This is a genomic window from Alkalihalobacillus trypoxylicola, assembly GCF_001590785.1.
GTDB classification, from domain to species: Bacteria; Bacillota; Bacilli; order Bacillales; family Bacillaceae_D; genus Alkalihalobacillus; species Alkalihalobacillus trypoxylicola.
Map to the genome: position 1 here is coordinate 1 of NZ_LTAO01000015.1, position 20,592 is coordinate 20,592.

Genomic DNA, 20,592 nt, shown 5'->3' on the forward strand with positions numbered 1-20,592 from the left:
TTGCAGGTCAAATAGGCTTCCTTGTCGTATAATAGGCATAAGGGAGTCTTCCTCCAGTCGTTAGTTTTGTGTGGTAACTTACTAATTCGACTTTTGGGGCGGTACTCCTTTTTTCGTGTCTTGAAAGCCTTACGAAACTAAGGGTTCAAATTATGAAATTCATTCAGTTGGCTTCCATATAATTTTTTATACAATAATCACGTAAAATTTCCCAAAAATAAAGCATAAGTTTTCCAAACCTTGGTATAACAATCTTTCTATATTAAAAAATTTGAACTATTAATCAATAATTTAGTTTTTTACCACTCTCTAAAGCTCCAATATGACCTTTATTTGTACTTCTGGCATTGATATACTTTAAAAATGTACTATCGGCAACGATATGCTTTAGCGAAATACTTTTAACTTATGTTTATGAAAAACCTAATTATAGGCTTTTGAAACGAAACTTATTGGACTAGTAGTACGATTAGTTGGATATTTAAATATAAAAGGTATTATTGGAATAAAAAGTTATTGACCTACTGTATTTTTATTAAATTAGGAGGATAGTATAATGACTCAAGAGAGCAAAAAAACAAAGTTACTTTTCAAAACATTACCGTTTTTATTAAAAGATATGGAGGAAAAAAAGTGGATTATTGATTCATTTCCATTTCAATACAAAAAAGAACAGTACATTGTAATATTAACTCTATACAAAAACAATGAGAAGAAACCAAATAATTATGCTAAAGCTAAAGTAGAATTTATAAAGAGAGGCAATACAAATATATCAATTATTGGTTATATAGATTTCTTCAATGTTCATTTCCAAAGTGTAGCAAATTTTTGTGACTTTTTTGGGGTAGAAAGAGGAAATGCGAATAGAGATTTATTCAAAGATTTTTCGCAAATTTTTTCCGATTTTATTCCTAACGAAAAAGTGATATACAAAAGTGATATAGAAAGTAAGTTACTTGGTAGTCGTGCAGAGGGAAATAACCCCAACGCAATTTATTGCTATGATGTACGTCGCAACGGAAGGAACAAAGATGGCTCACCCAATAGACGTAGCATTGAGAATAGTAATAAAGCACAATCGCTTCGTCCTGAACTCTACCAACGATATTATAATGATACAAATTTGAGCTTTTTCTTTTCTGATATTAAAGAAGATGGTAAAAGCGATATAGAAATTATTAATTTATTTGCTAATCGTTCAACTAAATAAAGTCGTCTTTTAGTTCGAGTGAGTAGGTATAGAATAAAACAAAGGAATATAAATAACTCCTATAAATAAATTAAAATCTACAATCAAGCGTTATAGCTTTAATTAAGAGTCTTTGTTTTTATTTAAGCAACGAGAACTTTAACAAATTAAAGAATATAATTAAAAAGCCAAAACATGCAATTTTTTTGTGCACTACTTGCGTAATTTTGGCTTTCTTACATCTATTGTTGAATCATGTTTATTCACAGTGATTAACATTCGTTAATAACGAAATCAATCAACAACATATCATCATCTGATAAATTAAACAGTTCCCGAACTTCTTCCTCACTGTGTCCACTTTTTTATTAGTTCAATTGCTTTTCTTACATTTTCATCATCGTTACAGTAGTATTGTTGTACTTCTTTATTCATTTTTATTTCACTCCCATCCAACCCAATTATACAAAAATCAAAAATATAAGCTTCAAAATGTCCGTACCTAATTGTAACTTTGCATCCGCTAGTATTTGTAATTACTGGCTTCAGGGCTTGGAATGATACTCTCATGGGATTCCTGTCAAGTTTTCAACTAATTTCTCGATATAATATAAAACCGTACTCAAAATTAGCACGGCTTTTCTCTTGTTATGATTAACAAATACTCTTTCACACTATAAACCATTTAAATTAACTTTTTATGACTACATAAGGATAGTTATAATAAAAATGTTTTCTTGTCCCCCATGAAGTCTAATCAATCTTCTTTTTTAAAGGAAGCGTACTTTGAGAAGAAGGAGTCTCTCCAAGAATTTCTAGGGAACAAGCTCTATTGTAGTGACAAGGTAAGAGCAGTATTAAAATGCACTTTCATAAGTTTCCTTTATTCACTGAATTATTTTTATTTTGGACTAAAGCATTCAACAACTTCCCATCCTGCTCCTTTAGCCTTTTGAATCTTTTCTTCATAATTATCTTCAATACATTCTCTTTTAATTGCTATTGCAGAAAAATGAGTAGGTCTACTCAATGCTACATAAGCAATTTTAAGTGCTTTTTTTGTAGCTCTCACAAATTGTTCATCTAACATATTGTTATAATCAATATATGTGCCTATTAGATAGTCAAATAAAACCTTACCCGCATAGTATTTAACTTCATTTGGCGAAAATCTATCTTCTATAATAACCGACTCTGTTAATAATGTTGCTTTATGAGTTTCACCCTTAACAGAATGTACAGTCCCAAAATAAATTTGTTTATTCGTTGTAGGCTCTACTATTTCACTATATTTATAACCTAGTGTTGTGCTTATTATAGTATCTTTTATATATTTACTAACACTACTATATGGTATTTGTCCCTTTATTTTTGAGAGCTCTTTCTTCTTAAATAGACGAAGAGTATTTTCTATCGAAGACATAAAGTCATCTTCAATTAGTTTCTTTTCTTTAATTAACTTATGAATACACTTTGCTATATCCACTTTAATTTCTAGTTGTTCTTTAGCTATATGTTTCTTTATGTCTGACATCGAAAAGTTACTTTTTTGTTCAGTTATATTATGAGCATATTTAAGGATTTCATATAATCCTTTGATAAATATTTGATAAATCTTACTACTCATAAGTTCTGTATTAGTTCTAACATTTTTAATTTCTTTATAATTTTCATTGAATTTTTTGATATCTGGCTTTGTCATGCCAACTACTGCTACTTTCCTATGAGATACCTTAAATTGTTCATCGATATTTTCATATTTTCTAATTAAGTCTCTATAATTTTCTATTACACTCTCTTCACTATCATAAATAAGCATATGAGGTTTAAAAGATCTTATATTACTATTACCACTAAAGTTTGAGTATTGTTTAATACAAGTAGTTTTTAAGATTTTAGCAATTGAATTGCCAAATCTAGTACTATGTGTTAATTCATTATAAGAAATATTATTATGCTTTCGTTCATATTCAGGGTTCCATGCCTCTTCATTATTATCATAGAGAGTATATAATGCTTGATATGGGTCACCAAATTTTTGAAAATAAATATTATCATTAAACAGAGCACATAATAAATTATACTGAATATTATTTGTATCTTGTGCTTCATCTAATAAAATATGGTCAAACCTTTTTGACAGAGCTTTTTTTAGTTCCTCTCCATACTTGCTTATATACCAGTAAGCTAATGAAAGCGAGTCATTATGCCTTAAATTTCCTGATTTAAATATGTCTCTTAATGTATCGATTAATTCCGTATAATAGTAGGATGAGACATTTTCATATAGCTCAAATTCCTCAGAGCTTATCAACTTTAGGTGCCAATTGTCCACTTTCGATGTCGGGGGATTCATTCTACTATGATAACCCAGAAAAATATCACTAAATTTCTTTTTAAAGATTTCGTTATCCAAAATCACTGGTGTTATATTGGGAAATAATTCTCTGTAAGCTTTGAATGCAGTAAAGTGATTAAAAAATTCGTGTATTGTTCCCACAAAGTTTGGATACTCTATATTATTAATACCAACTTTTTTTAGTCCCTCTTTTATTTCATCTACTGCTACATTTGTATGTGTAATTATACATATTCCTTTATTGTTTGTAACCCTTTCCTTAAGAAATAGAGCTAATTTAGCAACTAGAACTGTTGTTTTACCACTACCAGGTCCTGCAATAATATTCGCATTTCCCTCTGCGTTTATTACCTCTATTTGTTCTTTATTAAATCTATATTTATTACCTAATATTTTCTTCTCTATTAATGAAAATCCCTCAGTACTGAACATTAATCCACCCCTTACTGATTATCCGTCACATGAATAATGGCATCTATTAAATAAGATAATGTACTGTCTGACATCACTTTCTCCTTTAATTCTTCCTTATTATTAATTAACTCATATGCAAGTGTCTGAGCTACCTCGGCTTTTGATACTAGTTTATTATCTAGTGGCTTAAACAATTCATAAGCTCCAGATTTTATGTCTCTAGATTTATCTTGTTCAAGTTGAGCAATTATACCTTGTAATTTCTTTTGATTAGGAACCGAATTTGGATGCTTGTATCTAACATTATGAACACATTCCGCTAATAATATATTTAAACAACTATTCGCCAACACATATTCCAAGGTCCATTTAGGAGATACATATACATTTAAATTATTAAAATCATCTCTAAAATCAGTTTGTATCTTAGAAATTTTCATATCCTCTAAATGTTCAATTAATTTATTACTTAATTCAATCACCGTCAATCTTACTAGGTCATCTTCTAAAGATTCATCCATTGGGCCAAATTCAACTAACTTTGATTCTAAATCTTTTATAGAAGTAAACACTTCCCCTATTATATTACTATCAGATACATCCTCAAATCCATATAGGGATTCGACTGCATCAAGTGTTCCTTTATCTTTAATTGAATAGAAACACATACTTTTTTCTGTATCATTCCTAATCACATGATATTCATAAGGTTTTATATCGACATCAGTAATTAATGAAACTGGCAATAACAAAGGGGCTCCTCCCTCGTTCTTCCAAAATTCTGAGCGCATAAATATTTTTGCGTATCTCTTAAAAGCTGTATTACCCAAATTCACAATAGATACTCCGTATTTATGTAACGGGCGATCAATAACTTCAGCTAATGCTGGTAACAGCAAATTTTCAGCATCTCCTTCAACAAGAATAACTCCCCTAGCAAAGAATAAATTCGCTTTTGTTGCATCCAAAAAACGTTCTAAAAATTTATAATCTTCTGTATCTAATTTTGTGTTTTCTGGATTCATAGGAAATGATGAATTTTTATGTAATAATATGATGTTTGACAGTGATGTTGAAGCTGCTAAGGTCGTACTATGGGTCGTTAATATAAATTGACTGCTACTATTATTTAAATTAGATTGTAAAAACTTTATTAACCTTAGTTGTGCTTGCGGATGTAAATGAGCTTCAACTTCTTCTATCAAGGTTAATGCTGGTCCAACCCTCTTACCATCATTTAATAATAATAATTCTACTGCAATAAAAAGTAGATTCAAACTACCTAACCCAGCCAATGTATCACTATCTAACTCTATACTTAACTTTCTCAATATATCGTCGAGTTTAGCAGGCGTTACCATGAATTGCGGATTATATTCAGTATTCTTGCTAAAAAATTCATTTAAATAGCTTGATATCTCTCCAATTATCGATTTATCTTTACCATTGACAGGTGTGTTAAAATATTCTTCAATCTTACTATTTGTTTCAGCAACAATATCAACTAGAGTGTGATCTTCACCATTCAGAGTACTAAACTCTGAATATCCTTTAAGTATTTGAGCTAATCTAGACCTATAACCTGGTCTCAGTTCTGTTCTGGCATCACGCAACGGTTTTAGATAAGTGGATTTTATTACTTCATTAGGAATTGCTTCTAGCCTTGAATCTGCATTTTCTGGTCCTGCTTTTACCGTCCGTATAATTTTATTGTGTAATAATTCATTAGACACTCTCTCCGCCTCAAGTCTAATAATTAGCTCATACTCCTTAGCTTTATTAAACGAAAGCCACTCTAAAAATATTCCAGCTTCCTCATCAGTTAAATCTGAAAATATACATTCTACTTTTAAGTGTGAACTAACCTCACCTTCTTTATCTATATAGAAATCTTTTTCTACAATCCTACTATTTTCTGTACTTACTGTTCCTAAGGTAAAATGAATTGCATCAATAATTGCACTTTTTCCTGCATCGTTTTCTCCTATTAATAAATTAAATCCTTTTTGAAATTGAACAGAAACACCAGGTTCACTAGAATTACCCATACCAAACTTCCTGAAATTCCAAATTTTAACTTCACTAAGGTACATTATTAATCCTCCTTACACTTCTATTACAAAATTTTAGAATACATTATAAACCAAAGGTTAATTTCTTATATAAAATGTAGCATATTACCGAATACTTAGTAATAATTTACTAAATTTTAATAATACTATTTCTTTTTTAACTTATCTGAAATATTAATTTAGTAAATAAATCATATAAGTGTGAAGATTTAACCATAAGTCTCTCTTTGCAATATTCATGACCGCTTATGCTCTTATGTATCCTTTTTTACTTTAAAACACCCTACAAAATTACTTTACCTTTTTGTGCAAAAATATTTATTTATTTTAGAACTGAAGGAAGCTTTTTAGATAAAACAAAAAGAGGTTGAATCCAATTAGAAACACCTCCCTACATATCTAGCTATTCTCATTTTATTTAAACACATCATTCTCTTTATTCAGTTTGCTCAAAGATAAAACATAACCTTGTCAAACCTTAATATAACAAGCCTTCTATATTGAAAATTAGAACTTCCAATCAATCATTTTTGTTTTTTTCCACTTTCAAAAACTCCAATATACTTCCAGTAACGATGCTTTAACGAAAATCTTGTAACTTGATGTTTATAAGAAACCTAATTGGAATTATTCTCGATAATCCAACTTTCTTAATTCTTCTTCCCAAACTTCGTGAAACTTAATTAAACAGTTGGAATTAGATAATATTTTGTTTAAAGCTTTACCAGAAGGATATGTACCTACCTTCGCTATGCAATTTATACATAGCTTCTGTTAATTCTTCTTTTATTCTCTCCTCTCTCAACTTTCTCAGGTTCTTAATATAGCTCTTATAATTAATCACTAAATTCCTTGACAATTCAGGGCAATAACTTGAGCAACTCCTGCTTTAATATCATACTCTTTAACAAACTGGTTTAGGCTGATAGGCGGTTCCTTTTCTAGTGTCCTCAAAAATTTGCTTTCTATAATTTTCTTTTTTTCTCATTCTCTTCTCTCTTATATTGTAGATTTCTCAGATCAATTATCTTGCATAAGTCAGGAAAATATTTTTTTATATATTCAAAACAGCTAAAAACAAGGCAATAAGCTCTTAAAACATATGAATGAGATTAAATATATTATTTTTAGCCTTAATATTTTTAGGTTTAAGTCATTTTGTACTGTTATATTACTAATTAAAAACCCTCTTATTTCTCATTCTAATATCTGAATAACAAGATAATGGTCATTTTCAAACCAATTCCCTTTGTCAATAGTTTTATATCCTTCATCTGTTACCAATTTATCTATCTCTGGCAGAGAGCCTTTAGGTACTATTAATAGCTCGTAATCATCATTACCATCAATGTCTTTAATCCATTCTCCTTTTACTTGAAAATGATTTTTAATCTTTTTGTTTAAGTCTTTAGTCGAAATTTGAAAAACCTCCTTTATTATCTAATATTTCATTAAACTAATTTATACATTAGTTTAAAATACAATTTTATCATAAAATTTTTATACAATAATTTTTCATAAAATATTTGTGACTGAATGCAAGGAATAAGAGAAAACTAGAAACAGTAAAAGAAACTATTTAAAAGTTACGTTACCCTATCAATCTAAAACAACTTACCCCATGTTTTAGGACTGAGAATTCCATCAACTGTAATCTATTTGTACGTTGATAGTCTTTAACAGCTCTGTCCGTTCCGTTTCCGAATACGCCATCAAATGGATCAGGATTAAACCCATTAATATACAGGAAAGCTTGAAGAACTCTTGTAATATTTCCTCTTAATCCTTGTCTTACATCTTCCACAATTTCTTAAAATTCACCCTCAACATTACAAAAAAAGAAGCCACAATTGCAGCTGCAGATATGGAAACAAAGTTAAACAAAGGCTACGACTTGAAGAAGTCAGATCACTTATTTACTGAATATTTTAGGAGTTGGTATGAAGTATTTAGAAAAGGGAAAAATAGTCAAGATAATGATAATGATATAAGACGTGCTGTGGAATTTGCAGAGAAATATTTTGAAGGAATTAAGTTAAAAGAACTATAAAAGAAGATTATCAGCGCGCACTTAATAATTATGGTGAATTATTAATTTAACGAATCAAAAATTACAACCTCGTTATGTATCAAGATTTATTATATTGTTTCTAATCTCTACAGGAGCAAGATTCTCTGAAGCTTTGGGCTTAACATGGGATTGTATAGATTTAGATAATTACACAGTTAAGATCCATAAAACTGGGATTACAAATATAAAAATGACTTTAAATATACTAAAAATATGCATCAAAGAGAATCAAGACAAGTTGACGGTCTGATGAACGACCTATACAATGCAAAATGAATGCAAAAAATAATCTAAAACCCTCGTTTTCTCTCGGATTCTAATAAAATAAAAAAACCTCAAAACCCTTATAAATCAAGGGCTTCAAGATTTAGTTTACAAACTCTCGATTTGTTGGAATGGAGACGGTGGGAGTCGAACCCACGTCCAAACATAACGACACTTACGCTTCTACGAGTGTAGTTGCTGTATTAGTGATTCGCCAGTACGTCGGCCCAACAACAGGCTTCCGTATGGCTAGTTTGATTATTCTCTTCCTTCGCCCTCAAACGGCGGGCAGCCAGCGTATCCCACTAAAGTGAGTCCCAGTCCCTACCACATGGGCGATGGAGGGTGGAACCGCGTAGTGCTATTAGGCAGCTACAGCGAAGTTATTGTTTGTTTTGCCAGTTATTGGCTTTGGCGTTTTAACGAGGCCGACCCCCTCGACTCGCCACGTAAGCACGACCTATGCCTGTCGAATCCGTAACGTCCCCTTGGCAATAAATAAGAAACCAGAGTATGACCCTCTGGATAATACATTATAACATGTATCATTTTGAAAGCAAATGGAAATTACATCCCCTTTTGTCTTTCACGTAAAGCACGATCCACTTCTCGTTTTGCGTCTTTTCGTTTTAACGTTTCACGCTTATCAAAGTTCTTTTTACCTTTTGCAAGACCAATTAATAATTTAGCATAACCATTCTTAATATAGACCTTTAATGGAACAATTGAATAGCCTTGCTGTTTCGTCGAGCCGATTAGCATATCAATCTGCTTTTTCTTTAATAACAGTTTTCTCGCTCGCACTGGATCATGGTTATAACGATTCCCCTGCTCATATTCAGATATATGAGCATTGTGTAAAAAGACTTCACCATTAGAAACTCGTGCAAAAGATTCCTTCAAGTTCATTCGACCTGTACGGATCGATTTAATCTCAGTTCCTTGTAAAACCATACCTGCTTCAAAGGTTTCTTCAATAAAATAATCATGATTCGCTTTTTTGTTTTGAGCTATAACTTTACTTTCATGCTTCGCCATATCGCGACACCTCGTGTTTCATTCGTGTTCTTATCATAGCAAATCCTTTTAAGTATCGTCAATTTTAACTAAGAAAATTACTCTTTATCTGTTGGCGAATGAAGATGATTTTCGTACGTATCAATAAATAAATGTCCGACTCCTGATAAAACGGCATAAAATACATCTTCTTTTTGAAGCCCGCGTTTATGTAATTCTTGCTTGAGCCATAAGGTAGTTAAATTATTTTCTTTTAAATTTCTCTCTAATATCGTTCCATCCATAATTAACTGTATCGGTAGAGTTCGCTCGGACTCGACTTTTATATGTAAATCACCTCTCGTTATAGGACGAGCTTCTGGTTTTTTTAATACCGTCAACTTTCCATTCGTTTCGACAATGGCGAATAAAACTTCTTGTATATCAAAAATGTCCTTATCTCGTAAAAGCTGGTTTAAATCATCTAAATTATAGCGTGCTTTTTTCATGTTTTTTTCTAAAAGATGTCCGTGTTCAATGATGACTGTTGGATTCCCTGTTACGAAGTTGCGAAAGGTACTCGATTTTAAAGACACATACGATGTCAAAATACTAATGATCACAAAAAATGAAAAAGCTAATATTAAATGATGGATATGAATTTCTAAATTAAAGGCAATATTTGCGGTAATCGAGCCAATGGATATGGCAATGATAAAGTCTAATACGTTCATCTGTGATATCGTTTGTTTCCCTAAAATTCTGGCACCAATTAACAGTATGGCAAAAGCGAGGAATGAACGCATCATAATTTCAAAATGTCCAGCCACTTTTTATCCACCCTTTTTCGTCTCAATACCATCAGTTTTTCCCAATATGGTTATATTCATGCTGTGCAAGTCTTAATTACCTAGCATACGACGATTTTGCGCTCTTTTTTCTTATGTTTATAGCTTTATTGAAGTATGATATTATGGGTTTTATTATAGAGAAACTTGAAAATTCAAGGAGGATTTCATGGAAAAGAAAGCAATATTAGACCGGATAGAGGATGGACAGGTAGCCGTTTTACTTGTTGATTATTATGAGGAGGAATGGAATGTGTCAGCTACTCTTCTCCCAAAAGATAGTCAAGAAGGAGCTTCCCTATTAGTGACGATTGAAAATCAAAAAATCATACATATCCAATTAGATGAAGCAGCCCAATACATCTCGAAAGAGCGGATAACGAAAAAAATGAGCCAGCTCAAAAAGCAGACCAAAAGCAAGTTTAAGAAAAAGTAATTCTAAACCTAAAGAGATGACCCTAAAAAAAGAGAAAAATCTCCGTCACTTTAGTGACGAAGATTTCAATACACCGGTTTTTAATTATTTTTTCTTTTTACGTCCTTTTTTCCTTTTGACAGATGGAGCATTCTCATAAAAAGCTTTCTTCTTTTTCTTTTTTCGATTAGGTTTATCTCCTAAAGAAAGTCCTTTTTTATTCCCTTCCTCTTGAGCTCCTTTACCACGCTTTTTACGTTTTCCACCTTCAATGACTTTAGGACGACTTCTGTTTTCACGCTTTTTCCTTGGTTTCATACCAACGACTTCAAAGTCGATCGAAGCTTCGTCTACATTTACATTGACCACACGAACTTCAATTTCATCACCGATACGGAAAACTTGTCCAGAGCGTTCGCCTATCATGGCATATTGCTTTTCATCATAGTGGTAATAGTCATCCGTTAAATAACTAACATGAACTAAACCTTCAATGGTATTCTCAAGCTCTACAAATAATCCAAAATTGGTGACACCTGAAATGAGTCCAGGAAATACTTCTCCAATTTTATCTTCCATGAATTGAGCTTTTTTCACATTATCGGTATCGCGCTCTGCATCTACCGCTCTTCTTTCCATTTCAGAAGAATGCCTTGTAAGCTCAGGAAGCTTTTCTGACCAATGACTTTGTGTTTCTTGGTCTACATTGCCACGAATTAAGTACGTTCTAATAAGACGATGAACTAATAAATCTGGATAACGTCTAATTGGTGATGTAAAATGAGTATAAAAATCCGTCGATAATCCAAAATGCCCTAAGCTATTCGTATCGTATTTTGCTTGCTGCATGGAACGAAGCATAACCGTGCTTATAACCGTTTCCTCGGGCTCTCCTTTTACTTCTTCCAGAAGCTTTTGGAGCGCTCTTGGATGGACCGTATTGGCATTTCCTCTTACTACATACCCAAAGTTCGTAATAAACTCTAAAAATTTATTTAGCTTTTCTGCATCTGGATCTTCATGAATTCGGTACACAAATGGCACCTTTAACCAATGGAAGTGTTCAGCAACTGTTTCATTCGCTGCCAGCATGAATTCTTCAATTAATTTTTCAGCAACAGAACGCTCACGAATCACAACCTCGTTCGCCTTACCTTCTTCATCAACTAATACCTTTGCTTCTTTAAAGTCAAAGTCAATGGCCCCACGATCAAATCTCTTTGCTCGTAAAATTGCAGCTAGCTTTTCCATATCTTTGAAAAATGGAATGAGTGATTCATACCGAGCTTTTACTTCACTATCATCATCGACTAAGATTTTATTTACATCTGAATAGGTCATTCTTTCTGTTGTATTGATTACGCTTTGGAAAATTTCATGCTGTACCACTTGCCCTGCCGAATTGATTTCCATCTCACAAGAAAGAGTTAAACGATCGACCTGCGGATTCAAACTACAAATTCCGTTTGAAAGACGATGTGGAATCATCGGGATTACACGGTCAACCAAATAAACACTTGTAGCTCTATCTGCCGCTTCTTTATCTATCGGAGAACCCTCAGTCACATAATGAGAAACATCCGCGATATGAACTCCCAAAATATAGTTCCCGTTTTCTAATTTCTTTACATGGACAGCATCATCTAAATCCTTAGCATCCGCACCGTCAATTGTAACGATGACTTCATCTCTTAAATCACGACGATTAGCATAATCAGCTTCATCAATCACTTCTGGAACTGAATGTGCTTGCTCCATGACCTCATCTGGGAATTCTAATGGAATTCCATGTTTATAAATAATCGATAAAATATCCATCCCCGGATCATTTTTATGCCCGAGAATTTGGGTAACTTCTCCTTCAGCACTCATACGCCCCTCAGGATACTTAACGATTTTGACAATCACTTTGTGACCATCAACCGCACCGTTTATCGCTTCTTTTGGAATAAAAATATCATTGGCAATCCGCTTGTCATCAGCAACGACAAATCCGTAAGCCTTCTGGTCACTATAGGTTCCAATCACTTCTGAAACGCCACGCTCTAAAATACGAATGACTTTTCCTTCTGGCCTAGCACCAGTGGACTGCTGATGAAGTCGAACCAAAACGATATCTCCATTCATCGCGCTTCCTAAATCTGGCTGAGAGACATATACATCCTTCTCTCCTTCTATTTCAGGAATAATAAAGGCAAATCCTTTAGCATGTCCTTGAACCTTTCCTCGTACAAGATTCATTTTTTCTGGGACGCCATATCGATCGCTTCTTGTTCGAACAATCTGTCCACTTGATTCTAATTCATTTAAATGTTTTATAAATTCTTTAAAATTTTCACTACCTTCAATCTGAAAATGCTCTTCTAATTCAGATACGGAAAGAGGCTTATCCGCTTCTTCACGAAAGTAATTCAATAATTGCTTTTTCTGATCTTGATTCATAACTTTCTCCTTTCGTATTAGCAGCATTCAGTCTCTTCAACATTATTTTTTCCAATCTAATGTATTTAAAAATTCAAGTATATCTTCATGAAGCTGCTCTTTTTCTGGTCCAATTGTAATAGAATGACCAGAGTTTTCATACCATTTTAATTTTTTGTGCTCAGACTCTACTTCTTTGTGGATGGTCTCTGCACTTTGAGGATCAATCATGTCATCCTTTCTTGCTTGAACGACAAAAGTCGGTGCATAAATATGATCTAAATGCTCGGAAACATCCTTCATTAAGTATCTTAATTCTAATAGAGATTCTGTTGAAAGCATTTCAAAATGCTCCATTTCCTCTTCGATTTGTTTTTCTGACTTTTTTTCGAGTTGTTTATATTGTTTTGCATAAGATAAAACGCCTTTGTAAATTGATTCCTCTGTTCTTGGCTTTACTGGAGCGCACATCGGTATTATTCCCTTTACAGGTAAAGTGTAACCGAATTTTAAGGAGAATACCCCTCCTAAAGATAATCCGCAGACAGCTATTTCATCATACCCTTGTTCTTTTAAGAAATCGTATCCTTTTTTAGCAGATTCCCACCATTCATCTGGGCCCGTTTTTAATAATTGCTCAGGTGGAACACCATGACCCTCAAATAAAGGAGCATGGCAGGTGTAGCCTTCTTTTTGAAGATGTCTAGCAATCATTCTTACATCTGCGGTAGTTCCGGTAAAACCGTGTAACAACAAAACGGCGCGCTCTCCACCTTCAAACATAAAATCCTTAGGTTTAACTAACTTCATTGTGATCTTCCTTCCTCATACTCACGGCTGCATTTTTTTCTATTTTTTCTACTTCTAAAAATTCTTCTATATGATGAATGAGCTCAATCTGATCAAATCCATGACATATCATATGATGAGAATCCTTTAAAAAAATTAATAACTTCTTTTCTGATTGAATTCTTTCAAATAAATATTGAGCACTTTTTTTCGGGACGATTTCATCGAGCTCTCCTTGGATAATTAATGTTGGAGCTTTTATCTCTCTCAATTTAGGCTTAATCAGTTTTACGGCGCCCATAAATTGCCACACAGCTGACATGGGCGTTTCTAATATCTTTTGCCGATAGAGCTGATAATGCTCATCGTTTTGTAGTTGTCCTCGAATTCGTAGCTTAATCGCTTCCTTCAATTCATGTAGCAGTTGAGTTGGATTAACATAATAGGCTGCCGCACTTAATAAGACGACCTTATCAACCGGATACTTCGCAGCAATATGGCAGGCTAACATACCTCCCATCGAAAAACCTATAACGTAGACCTTATCGCACCTTTTTAAAAGCTCTTCTGTTGCCACCTCTGCTGCATAAAGCCATTGTTCGTGTGTAATATCTTTTAATTGGCCATTAGGACCATGCCCAGGTAAAGTAGGGGTGTAAACGAGCCAACGTTTTTTCTCGAATAGATAATTTGCGATTGGCTCAACTTCCCAAGGTTCACCAGTAAATCCGTGTAAACAAAGACATCCAATCATAGTATCACCTGATTTCTGTTGTTCTTCTCACCTTTATCTTCTACCTTTTTAATGAGTAATTAACATCCTATTTTTTTGATACCCGAATTGAAGAGCTGGCAATCTTCTTTCCTACTTCACTATATCAACATTTTATATCAGTAACTAAAATGATATTCACATAAAAAAGCAGTAGGTGTATACCTACTGCTTGGCCTATCTTATAAGAAATATGCGACGGCAATCGTAAGAACGAAAAACAGAACAGCAAGCACAATCGTTGCTTTATTTAAAACTGCATCGATCCCACGTGCTTTTTGTTTTCCTAATAGCTGCTCGGCACCACCTGAAATAGAACCAGCTAATCCAGCACTTTTCCCTGATTGTAGTAATACGACAGCAATTAAAGCGATTGAAACAAGAATTAATAAAACAAAAGCGACAGCTTGCATTTCTACACCTCCACAACAATATACACTCCTCTTAATTTATCATAGCGAGGCTTGTTTCGCAATGGTTAACTATAAACACACATATAATTATTTTTCACTAATATTCCTTGATTGTATAAAGCCTGTTTCTTCAAAGGAGCGAGCGACTTTTGCCACTCTGCTTCCTAGTCTGGCTGCCATAACTAACTCCTCTTCAGTTGGTTTTCTACTGCCATCAGGTCCTGCTAAAGTAGAAGCTCCATAAGAAGAACCACCAATAGCTTTATCGGTTAAGTATTCTGGATTTTCGGTATAAGGTAAGCCGATAAAAATCATCCCTAAATGAAGTAATGGTACGAGTGAGCTTAAAAGCGTTGCTTCATGGCCTCCGTGAATCGAGCCCGCACTTGTGAATAGAGCAGTAGGCTTTCCTTCAAGCTCACCCGTCGTACAAAATTGTCCAGCTCGGTCAAGAAAGGATTTAACCTGACCTGGCATCGATCCAAGGTAGGTCGGAAACCCCCAAATGACACCATCTGCATTACGCAAATCATCCATACTTACAAGTGGAATACTTTCTTGTTCCTGTTCATTGCGTTCATAATCCTCCTTGCTTTTTGTTAACTTAAAATGATTAATCTTTGTCGAAGATACCTGAGTTCTTTGATAAGCAACCCGTAAGCTTTCATCCTCAAAATCAGGAATTCTTACTACTTTCGCTTTACAGCCTTCTGTATCGTTCACTCCTTGGGCTACAGCTTCACTCATTTTTGCAATATGACCGTAGGCACTAAAATACACAACGACAATCTCAGCCATTAGTTCCCCACCTTATAAAAGGCTTCGGGATTTTTTAATACAGCTTGATGAATATTGACTTTCACGACAGAACTCCATGTTCCAGCTTGGAAAACCGCTCTTGATTCTGTTAATTCAGCAAATAAGGAAGGTAGGCTGTAACTATCAAACACAACAAAGCTTGCTCTTTCTCCTTCTCTCATTCCCCACTCTGTCTTTCCGATGATTTTTCTTGGCGTAATCGTCGCCATCTTCAACAATTCAATTAAATCCTCTTTTCCACCCATATGGGCTGTATACCCTGTGAGCTGTGCAATTTGCAGCATATCTGCACGACCAAAGGGGTGGAAAGGATCACAGACATTATCAGAAGCTGCTGCGAGAGGAACTTGCTTTTTTATTAAATCCTGCACTCGCGTGATTCCTCTTCTCACAAGTCCCTTATCTCCTCTTCCTTGAAGATACATATTGGCAGCTGGCAGAGTCACAGCCATTAATTCAGCTTCCTTCATTTTATTGATTACTAGTTCCGCCTTTGACTCATTCATTGCCGATAGAGAGCATAAATGATCGACCACGACTTTCCCTTGCCAGCCATATTCTATCGTTTTTTCAGCTATTCTTAAAACTGTATCAACAGTAGGATCATCGCTTTCATCTGTATGAAGATCTAAAGGTAATCCAGCCTCGACCGCAAAAGCAAAAATTTCATCGACACATTCTAGAGGCTTTTCACTTATATGGGGAGCGCCCCCGACTCCATCGATATTTAATTCCAAGACCTGTCGTATTCTCTTTCTATCTTCTTCGTCATAAGGGTGATAAGGAAGCATAGGATAAACTTGAATTTCGATTATTTCCTTTAGCTCGTCTTTAACCTCTAACGCCATTTTTACTCCTCGAAAGGTTGTATCTATATCACTCTTCGTATGAAAATCAATATGAGTTCTAATAATCGTTGTGCCATATTTCAAAGCAGAGAAAGCCGTTTTTCGAATCCGGTTTTTAATCATTTCATCGGAGAATTGCGGAGCTGCTGATTTATAGTTGGCAATCGCCTCTTCTAACGTTCCTGAATCATTTCCTACAAAAGGTAAAGAATGAGATTTATCTAGATGCATATGGATATCTGCAAAAGTAGGAAGCACGATTCTTCCTTCTAAATCCCATCCATTTTCTTGCTCTGAATTTTCACCAGTTAGTTGATAGAACGATAATTCATCTCTTGCTTCTATTTGATTATGTTTATTTAGACGTTGAATGATTCCATTTTTTATTTCTATCTCAAAATAGGATGTTTCATCTAATAGTGGCATTTTGGCATTGTAAATCTTTTGCATCATACTAATCTTCCTTTCTGATTTTTCTTTTACAGAGTTAGGGTCGTCTGCTCTGGTATCGTTTGAGCTACTATCCGACCGTTATGGATGACATAGGAAGGCTTTGGCTGTCTTCTTAATAAATCATGAGCATCTTTTGCAGGGAAAATTAATAAATTTGCCGGATGTCCAATATCGATTCCATAGTTAGACAAGCCCAACAATCTTGCAGCATTAGTCGTTAGCATTTTTAGTACTTTATCAAAATCGTCTTTTCCAGTCATGTGAGCAAGATGAATGAACATATACCCTGCCTGTAAAGGTGAACCAGTCCCTAATGGATAAAAGGGACTTAGAAAATCATCATGGGCACATGCTACATTTACACCTGCCTCTACTAAATCCTTCACCCGTGTAATTCCTCTGCTCTTAGGCCATTCCCCTAGCCTTCCTTGCACAACACTGCTTATTAAAGGAGCTGTTACGACGTGTAAATGAGCCCGTTTTACCAAAGAGATAACCTTCTGAGCATAGCTTTCGTTATAATAAGCTAGCGCATTAATATGGCTAACCGTGACTTGCTCAGATAAACGATGTTCGATCGCTAAAGAAGCGACCACTTCTAGAAATTTAGAATCAGCATCATCTGTTTCATCACAAAAAATATGAAGAGCTTTTCCTTCACTTTTAGCGATTTGAAAGCACATTTGAATCGATTTTATTCCTTCTTCTCTTGTATTTTCTAAATGAGGAACACAGCTTATTCCATCAACTCCTAAAGAAATTGCTTCTTTTAGCCGCTCTACTCCATTACCGTGTATTAAGCCTAATTGTGGAAAGGCGATGAGCTGTAAATCAAAATAATCTTTAACCTCTTCTTTCACTTTTAACAAAGCGTGAAGCCCAACTTGGCTATAAGCCGTTATATCGACCATACTTCTCATATAGAGAACTCCATACTCAATCATGCTCTCAATTACACTTTTGGCTCGTAGCTCCACATCTTCTTCATTTAAATAGTCTCTTTGATATTGTCCCCAAATCGAAATGCCCTCACTTAAACCTCCACTGTGATTTACGAAGGGCTTTCCGTAGGTCAAAGCTGTATCTAGATGAATATGTGACTCAACAAAAGGAGGAAGTAAAAATTGATTGGTCGCATCAATAATCTTCACTTCCTCCTTACACATTCGAGAGAATTGCCCAATCTCTATAATTTTCCCATGGCGAATTCTTATATCATAAAGCTGTTCATCACCGATAAAACGCGCATTACAAATTAATAACTCAGACATCACCCACACCTCTTATCCGATTCCGATCTTCATTTTTCCTGGGTTCAATAATTGATACGGATCGTTTTCTTTTTTCGCTAAAGAAATCAGCTCCACCCAATCATCCTTCCCACCTTCTTCTATTAAATAAGTATGAGGATTACTTACCTTTACCCCAATTTCTTTAAAATAAGTTATGATTTCATTTAATCTTTCTTCCGTTGTATATGAGATGATAGGTTGAGAGCTTGGCACAATGCTTCCTCCCACTGAAATCCATTCAAAATGAATAAGAACTTCATTAGGATATTTTTCTTTTAGTAGCTCTACCTGTTTTAGATAATTCTTTGTGTCAAATCGACCTTGTAAATAAGTAGCTTCTGGATGATGTTTCATCCACCATAAAGTAACATGATTCCAACTAAAGTCTGTTGTTCTTACTTTGTTCTTTTTTACATGCTCAGAAAATGTTGGTAAAAAGCTTCCATTGAATGAATGAGCGAGTTCTTCTACCTGGTCACAATCTCCTTTTTCTACCTGTAAAAGGACAATCGAATCATGTTCACTTACAAAGGCTTCAAATGGCTTAAAGGCTGTCGCAAGTGGCGATTCTGACACAGATACGAGCCTTTTTCGAATCGATTCACTTTTAGCAATGCTTTCTGAAAATGATAGTGCATCATTTATATTGGAAAATGTAACAAGGTGATCCTCCCATTCTCGATAGGGTGCTAAAGCAATTTCAGCTTCTATTATGACTCCAGATAATCCATAGTGATGGATATACTTTTTTAGTTCTTCTCCTTCAATCGTGAACAAGCGTGGTTTTTCTTCCAACGTTAGAATCGTTAAACGGACAACATTGCCTTCATCCCATAACGTTCCATATTCAATGGAACCAATTCCTCCTGTCCCACCAGCAATAAATCCACCAAGAGTTGACTTTAAATACGTACTAGGAAAAAAGCGTAGCGAATACCCATCGTTTGCTAAATCTGCTTCAAGCTTCCCTAATTTTATACCCGCACCAAATCGTCCTATTCCGTTTTTTATTTCAATGATTTTATTAAGAGCACTCGTATCAAGGATTATTCCCTTTTCCATCGGAATGATTTGACCGTAATTACCGGTTCCACCACCACGTGGTACGAGCGGTATTCTATTTTGAGCGGAGAACGCCAAAACTTCTATAACTTCCTCCACAGAGCTCGGCTTCACAATACAATCTGCATAAAAGTCCGATAGCTGTTTTTTCAAAATAGGAGAATACCAGTAAAAATCTTGGGACATTCTTTTGACATAGCTATCCTTCGTTTCCACTTTGTTTTCGCCTATTACTTGTTTCAATTCATCAATCCATCCCTGATTCATTTTACCCACCTCAATGCTCGAGTTCTTTTGAAACCTTTCCAATTAACTGACTAAATTCTGGAGTACTACGAAATTGCTCATTTCTTTCATATTCAGGTACATCAAAGGTATGACTAATACGTCCAGGTCTTGCAGACATGACCGCTATTTTGGTTGAAAGAAATACGGATTCAAAGACATTATGAGTAATAAATAAAACCGTCATATTGGTTTTCTCCCAAATTTTCAGCAATTCATAGTGCAAATTTTGTCTTGTTATTTCATCTAATGCACCGAATGGCTCATCCATTAGTAATAGCTTAGGTTTTGCTACTAAAGCTCTAGCAATGGAAACTCTCATCTGCATACCTCCAGAAAGCTGACGTGGCAATGCCTTTTCGTAACCTTTTAATCCGACCATTTCTAGTACTTCCCGTCCTTGGATATACCTTTTTTTCTTCGATACTCCCTTTAATTCTAACGGCAAGGTAATATTATCTAAAACGGATTTCCATGGTAAAAGAGTAGCGTGTTGAAAAACAAATCCAATTTCGGTACGGTCTAGCTCCTCCTGCTTTGATGTTTGATTGGTTAACTCTACCGAACCTGTAGTCGGTTCGCTTAAGCCGGCAATGATTTTAAATATTGTTGATTTCCCACAACCAGAAGGACCTACGAATGAAATAAATTCACCTTCTTTTACATCTAAATTCATATCCGTTAAAGCAACAATATCGCCATTATAGATTTTACTCACATTTTTGATTTGTAAAAGAACATTCTCTTTTGTATGTTCCTTTGGGTTTGCTAATTGGGCCGTTTCCATTCGATCGAGCTCCTTTCCTC

At 34.5% G+C, this 20,592-nt stretch carries 18 protein-coding genes and 1 other RNA gene; 4 read left to right on the plus strand and 15 right to left on the minus strand.

Annotated elements, in window-relative coordinates; translation table 11 throughout:
- The first annotated feature begins 556 nt into the window (after window positions 1-556).
- Window positions 557-1,213: a DUF6037 family protein gene (locus tag AZF04_RS11365; protein WP_061948821.1), complete on the plus strand. Its 657-nt coding sequence runs from the start codon at window positions 557-559 to the stop codon at window positions 1,211-1,213.
- Window positions 1,214-2,093: 880 nt separating this feature from the next.
- Here AZF04_RS11365 and AZF04_RS11375 read toward each other — a convergent pair.
- The 3 genes from AZF04_RS11375 to AZF04_RS22065 all read right to left on the minus strand — a co-directional run bounded on the left by AZF04_RS11375 (window position 2,094) and on the right by AZF04_RS22065 (window position 7,841).
- On the minus strand, window positions 2,094-3,983 hold the full coding sequence (locus AZF04_RS11375) for a UvrD-helicase domain-containing protein (RefSeq protein ID WP_061948823.1): 1,890 nt from the start codon (window positions 3,981-3,983) through the stop codon (window positions 2,094-2,096).
- A gap of 11 nt (window positions 3,984-3,994) precedes the next feature.
- A complete protein-coding gene (locus AZF04_RS11380) occupies window positions 3,995-6,058 on the minus strand; it encodes an ATP-dependent nuclease (RefSeq protein WP_061948824.1) in 2,064 nt (687 codons plus the stop codon).
- 1,570 nt (window positions 6,059-7,628) lie between these two features.
- Window positions 7,629-7,841, minus strand: a complete 213-nt coding sequence (locus tag AZF04_RS22065) for a peptidoglycan-binding domain-containing protein (RefSeq protein ID WP_061948825.1) — start codon at window positions 7,839-7,841, stop codon at window positions 7,629-7,631.
- 60 nt (window positions 7,842-7,901) lie between these two features.
- Between AZF04_RS22065 and AZF04_RS21410 the strand changes: the two genes are divergently transcribed.
- A complete protein-coding gene (locus tag AZF04_RS21410) occupies window positions 7,902-8,087 on the plus strand; it encodes a hypothetical protein (RefSeq protein ID WP_061950412.1) in 186 nt (61 codons plus the stop codon).
- A 133-nt stretch (window positions 8,088-8,220) separates the two neighbouring features.
- Window positions 8,221-8,358 (plus strand): site-specific integrase, encoded by a 138-nt coding sequence (locus AZF04_RS21935; protein WP_305765099.1) that lies wholly within the window; start codon window positions 8,221-8,223, stop codon window positions 8,356-8,358.
- 143 nt (window positions 8,359-8,501) lie between these two features.
- Here AZF04_RS21935 and ssrA read toward each other — a convergent pair.
- From ssrA to AZF04_RS11405, 3 genes are all read right to left on the minus strand, one after another.
- Window positions 8,502-8,860, minus strand: a transfer-messenger RNA (tmRNA) gene (gene ssrA / locus AZF04_RS11395).
- A 79-nt stretch (window positions 8,861-8,939) separates the two neighbouring features.
- Window positions 8,940-9,410, minus strand: a complete 471-nt coding sequence (smpB, locus tag AZF04_RS11400; RefSeq protein ID WP_061948827.1) for an SsrA-binding protein SmpB — start codon at window positions 9,408-9,410, stop codon at window positions 8,940-8,942.
- A gap of 77 nt (window positions 9,411-9,487) precedes the next feature.
- A complete protein-coding gene (locus AZF04_RS11405; protein ID WP_235599977.1) occupies window positions 9,488-10,177 on the minus strand; it encodes a DUF421 domain-containing protein in 690 nt (229 codons plus the stop codon).
- A 208-nt stretch (window positions 10,178-10,385) separates the two neighbouring features.
- On the opposite strand from AZF04_RS11405, the gene AZF04_RS11410 reads away from it, so the two are divergent.
- Window positions 10,386-10,652, plus strand: a complete 267-nt coding sequence (locus AZF04_RS11410; RefSeq protein ID WP_061948829.1) for a DUF3006 domain-containing protein — start codon at window positions 10,386-10,388, stop codon at window positions 10,650-10,652.
- An 84-nt stretch (window positions 10,653-10,736) separates the two neighbouring features.
- Here the strand turns inward: AZF04_RS11410 and rnr are convergent, their stop codons facing one another.
- The 9 genes from rnr to AZF04_RS11455 all read right to left on the minus strand — a co-directional run bounded on the left by rnr (window position 10,737) and on the right by AZF04_RS11455 (window position 20,572).
- The gene (rnr, locus tag AZF04_RS11415; RefSeq protein WP_061948830.1) at window positions 10,737-13,073 is read right to left on the minus strand and encodes a ribonuclease R; all 2,337 of its coding nucleotides are present in this window, start codon (window positions 13,071-13,073) and stop codon (window positions 10,737-10,739) included.
- A 42-nt stretch (window positions 13,074-13,115) separates the two neighbouring features.
- Complete coding sequence (locus AZF04_RS11420; RefSeq protein WP_061948831.1) at window positions 13,116-13,862, minus strand: alpha/beta hydrolase; 747 nt, start codon at window positions 13,860-13,862, stop codon at window positions 13,116-13,118.
- Window positions 13,849-14,595 carry an alpha/beta hydrolase gene (locus tag AZF04_RS11425; protein ID WP_061948832.1) on the minus strand — a complete coding sequence of 249 codons (747 nt, stop codon included), beginning with the start codon at window positions 14,593-14,595 and terminating at the stop codon, window positions 13,849-13,851. Before AZF04_RS11425 ends, AZF04_RS11420 begins: the two co-directional genes overlap by 14 nt.
- A 200-nt stretch (window positions 14,596-14,795) precedes the next feature.
- Window positions 14,796-15,026, minus strand: a complete 231-nt coding sequence (gene secG / locus AZF04_RS11430) for a preprotein translocase subunit SecG (protein ID WP_045485010.1) — start codon at window positions 15,024-15,026, stop codon at window positions 14,796-14,798.
- A gap of 87 nt (window positions 15,027-15,113) precedes the next feature.
- Window positions 15,114-15,824, minus strand: coding sequence for an NAD(P)H:quinone oxidoreductase (gene wrbA / locus AZF04_RS11435; RefSeq protein ID WP_061948833.1), 711 nt, complete (start codon window positions 15,822-15,824; stop codon window positions 15,114-15,116).
- A complete protein-coding gene (locus AZF04_RS11440) occupies window positions 15,824-17,146 on the minus strand; it encodes an amidohydrolase family protein (RefSeq protein WP_061948834.1) in 1,323 nt (440 codons plus the stop codon). The genes wrbA and AZF04_RS11440 overlap by 1 nt, the downstream gene beginning before the upstream one ends.
- Window positions 17,147-17,172: 26 nt before the next feature.
- On the minus strand, window positions 17,173-18,417 hold the full coding sequence (locus tag AZF04_RS11445) for an amidohydrolase family protein (protein WP_061948835.1): 1,245 nt from the start codon (window positions 18,415-18,417) through the stop codon (window positions 17,173-17,175).
- 12 nt (window positions 18,418-18,429) lie between these two features.
- Window positions 18,430-19,767, minus strand: a complete 1,338-nt coding sequence (locus AZF04_RS11450; RefSeq protein WP_061948836.1) for an FAD-binding oxidoreductase — start codon at window positions 19,765-19,767, stop codon at window positions 18,430-18,432.
- A gap of 10 nt (window positions 19,768-19,777) precedes the next feature.
- Window positions 19,778-20,572 carry an ABC transporter ATP-binding protein gene (locus AZF04_RS11455; RefSeq protein WP_045485024.1) on the minus strand — a complete coding sequence of 265 codons (795 nt, stop codon included), beginning with the start codon at window positions 20,570-20,572 and terminating at the stop codon, window positions 19,778-19,780.
- Window positions 20,573-20,592 lie beyond the last annotated feature (20 nt).

Bases quoted from the DNA above. Each gene is read 5' to 3' on its own strand.
- AZF04_RS11365 (WP_061948821.1), top strand. From the start codon at position 557: ATGACTCAAGAGAGCAAAAAAACAAAGTTACTTTTCAAAACATTACCG.
- AZF04_RS11375 (WP_061948823.1), bottom strand. From the start codon at position 3,983: ATGTTCAGTACTGAGGGATTTTCATTAATAGAGAAGAAAATATTAGGT.
- AZF04_RS11380 (WP_061948824.1), bottom strand. From the start codon at position 6,058: ATGTACCTTAGTGAAGTTAAAATTTGGAATTTCAGGAAGTTTGGTATG.
- AZF04_RS21410 (WP_061950412.1), top strand. From the start codon at position 7,902: ATGGAAACAAAGTTAAACAAAGGCTACGACTTGAAGAAGTCAGATCAC.
- smpB (WP_061948827.1), bottom strand. From the start codon at position 9,410: ATGGCGAAGCATGAAAGTAAAGTTATAGCTCAAAACAAAAAAGCGAAT.
- AZF04_RS11405 (WP_235599977.1), bottom strand. From the start codon at position 10,177: ATGATGCGTTCATTCCTCGCTTTTGCCATACTGTTAATTGGTGCCAGA.
- AZF04_RS11410 (WP_061948829.1), top strand. From the start codon at position 10,386: ATGGAAAAGAAAGCAATATTAGACCGGATAGAGGATGGACAGGTAGCC.
- rnr (WP_061948830.1), bottom strand. From the start codon at position 13,073: ATGAATCAAGATCAGAAAAAGCAATTATTGAATTACTTTCGTGAAGAA.
- AZF04_RS11420 (WP_061948831.1), bottom strand. From the start codon at position 13,862: ATGAAGTTAGTTAAACCTAAGGATTTTATGTTTGAAGGTGGAGAGCGC.
- AZF04_RS11425 (WP_061948832.1), bottom strand. From the start codon at position 14,595: ATGATTGGATGTCTTTGTTTACACGGATTTACTGGTGAACCTTGGGAA.
- secG (WP_045485010.1), bottom strand. From the start codon at position 15,026: ATGCAAGCTGTCGCTTTTGTTTTATTAATTCTTGTTTCAATCGCTTTA.
- wrbA (WP_061948833.1), bottom strand. From the start codon at position 15,824: ATGGCTGAGATTGTCGTTGTGTATTTTAGTGCCTACGGTCATATTGCA.
- AZF04_RS11440 (WP_061948834.1), bottom strand. From the start codon at position 17,146: ATGATGCAAAAGATTTACAATGCCAAAATGCCACTATTAGATGAAACA.
- AZF04_RS11445 (WP_061948835.1), bottom strand. From the start codon at position 18,417: ATGTCTGAGTTATTAATTTGTAATGCGCGTTTTATCGGTGATGAACAG.
- AZF04_RS11450 (WP_061948836.1), bottom strand. From the start codon at position 19,767: ATGAATCAGGGATGGATTGATGAATTGAAACAAGTAATAGGCGAAAAC.
- AZF04_RS11455 (WP_045485024.1), bottom strand. From the start codon at position 20,572: ATGGAAACGGCCCAATTAGCAAACCCAAAGGAACATACAAAAGAGAAT.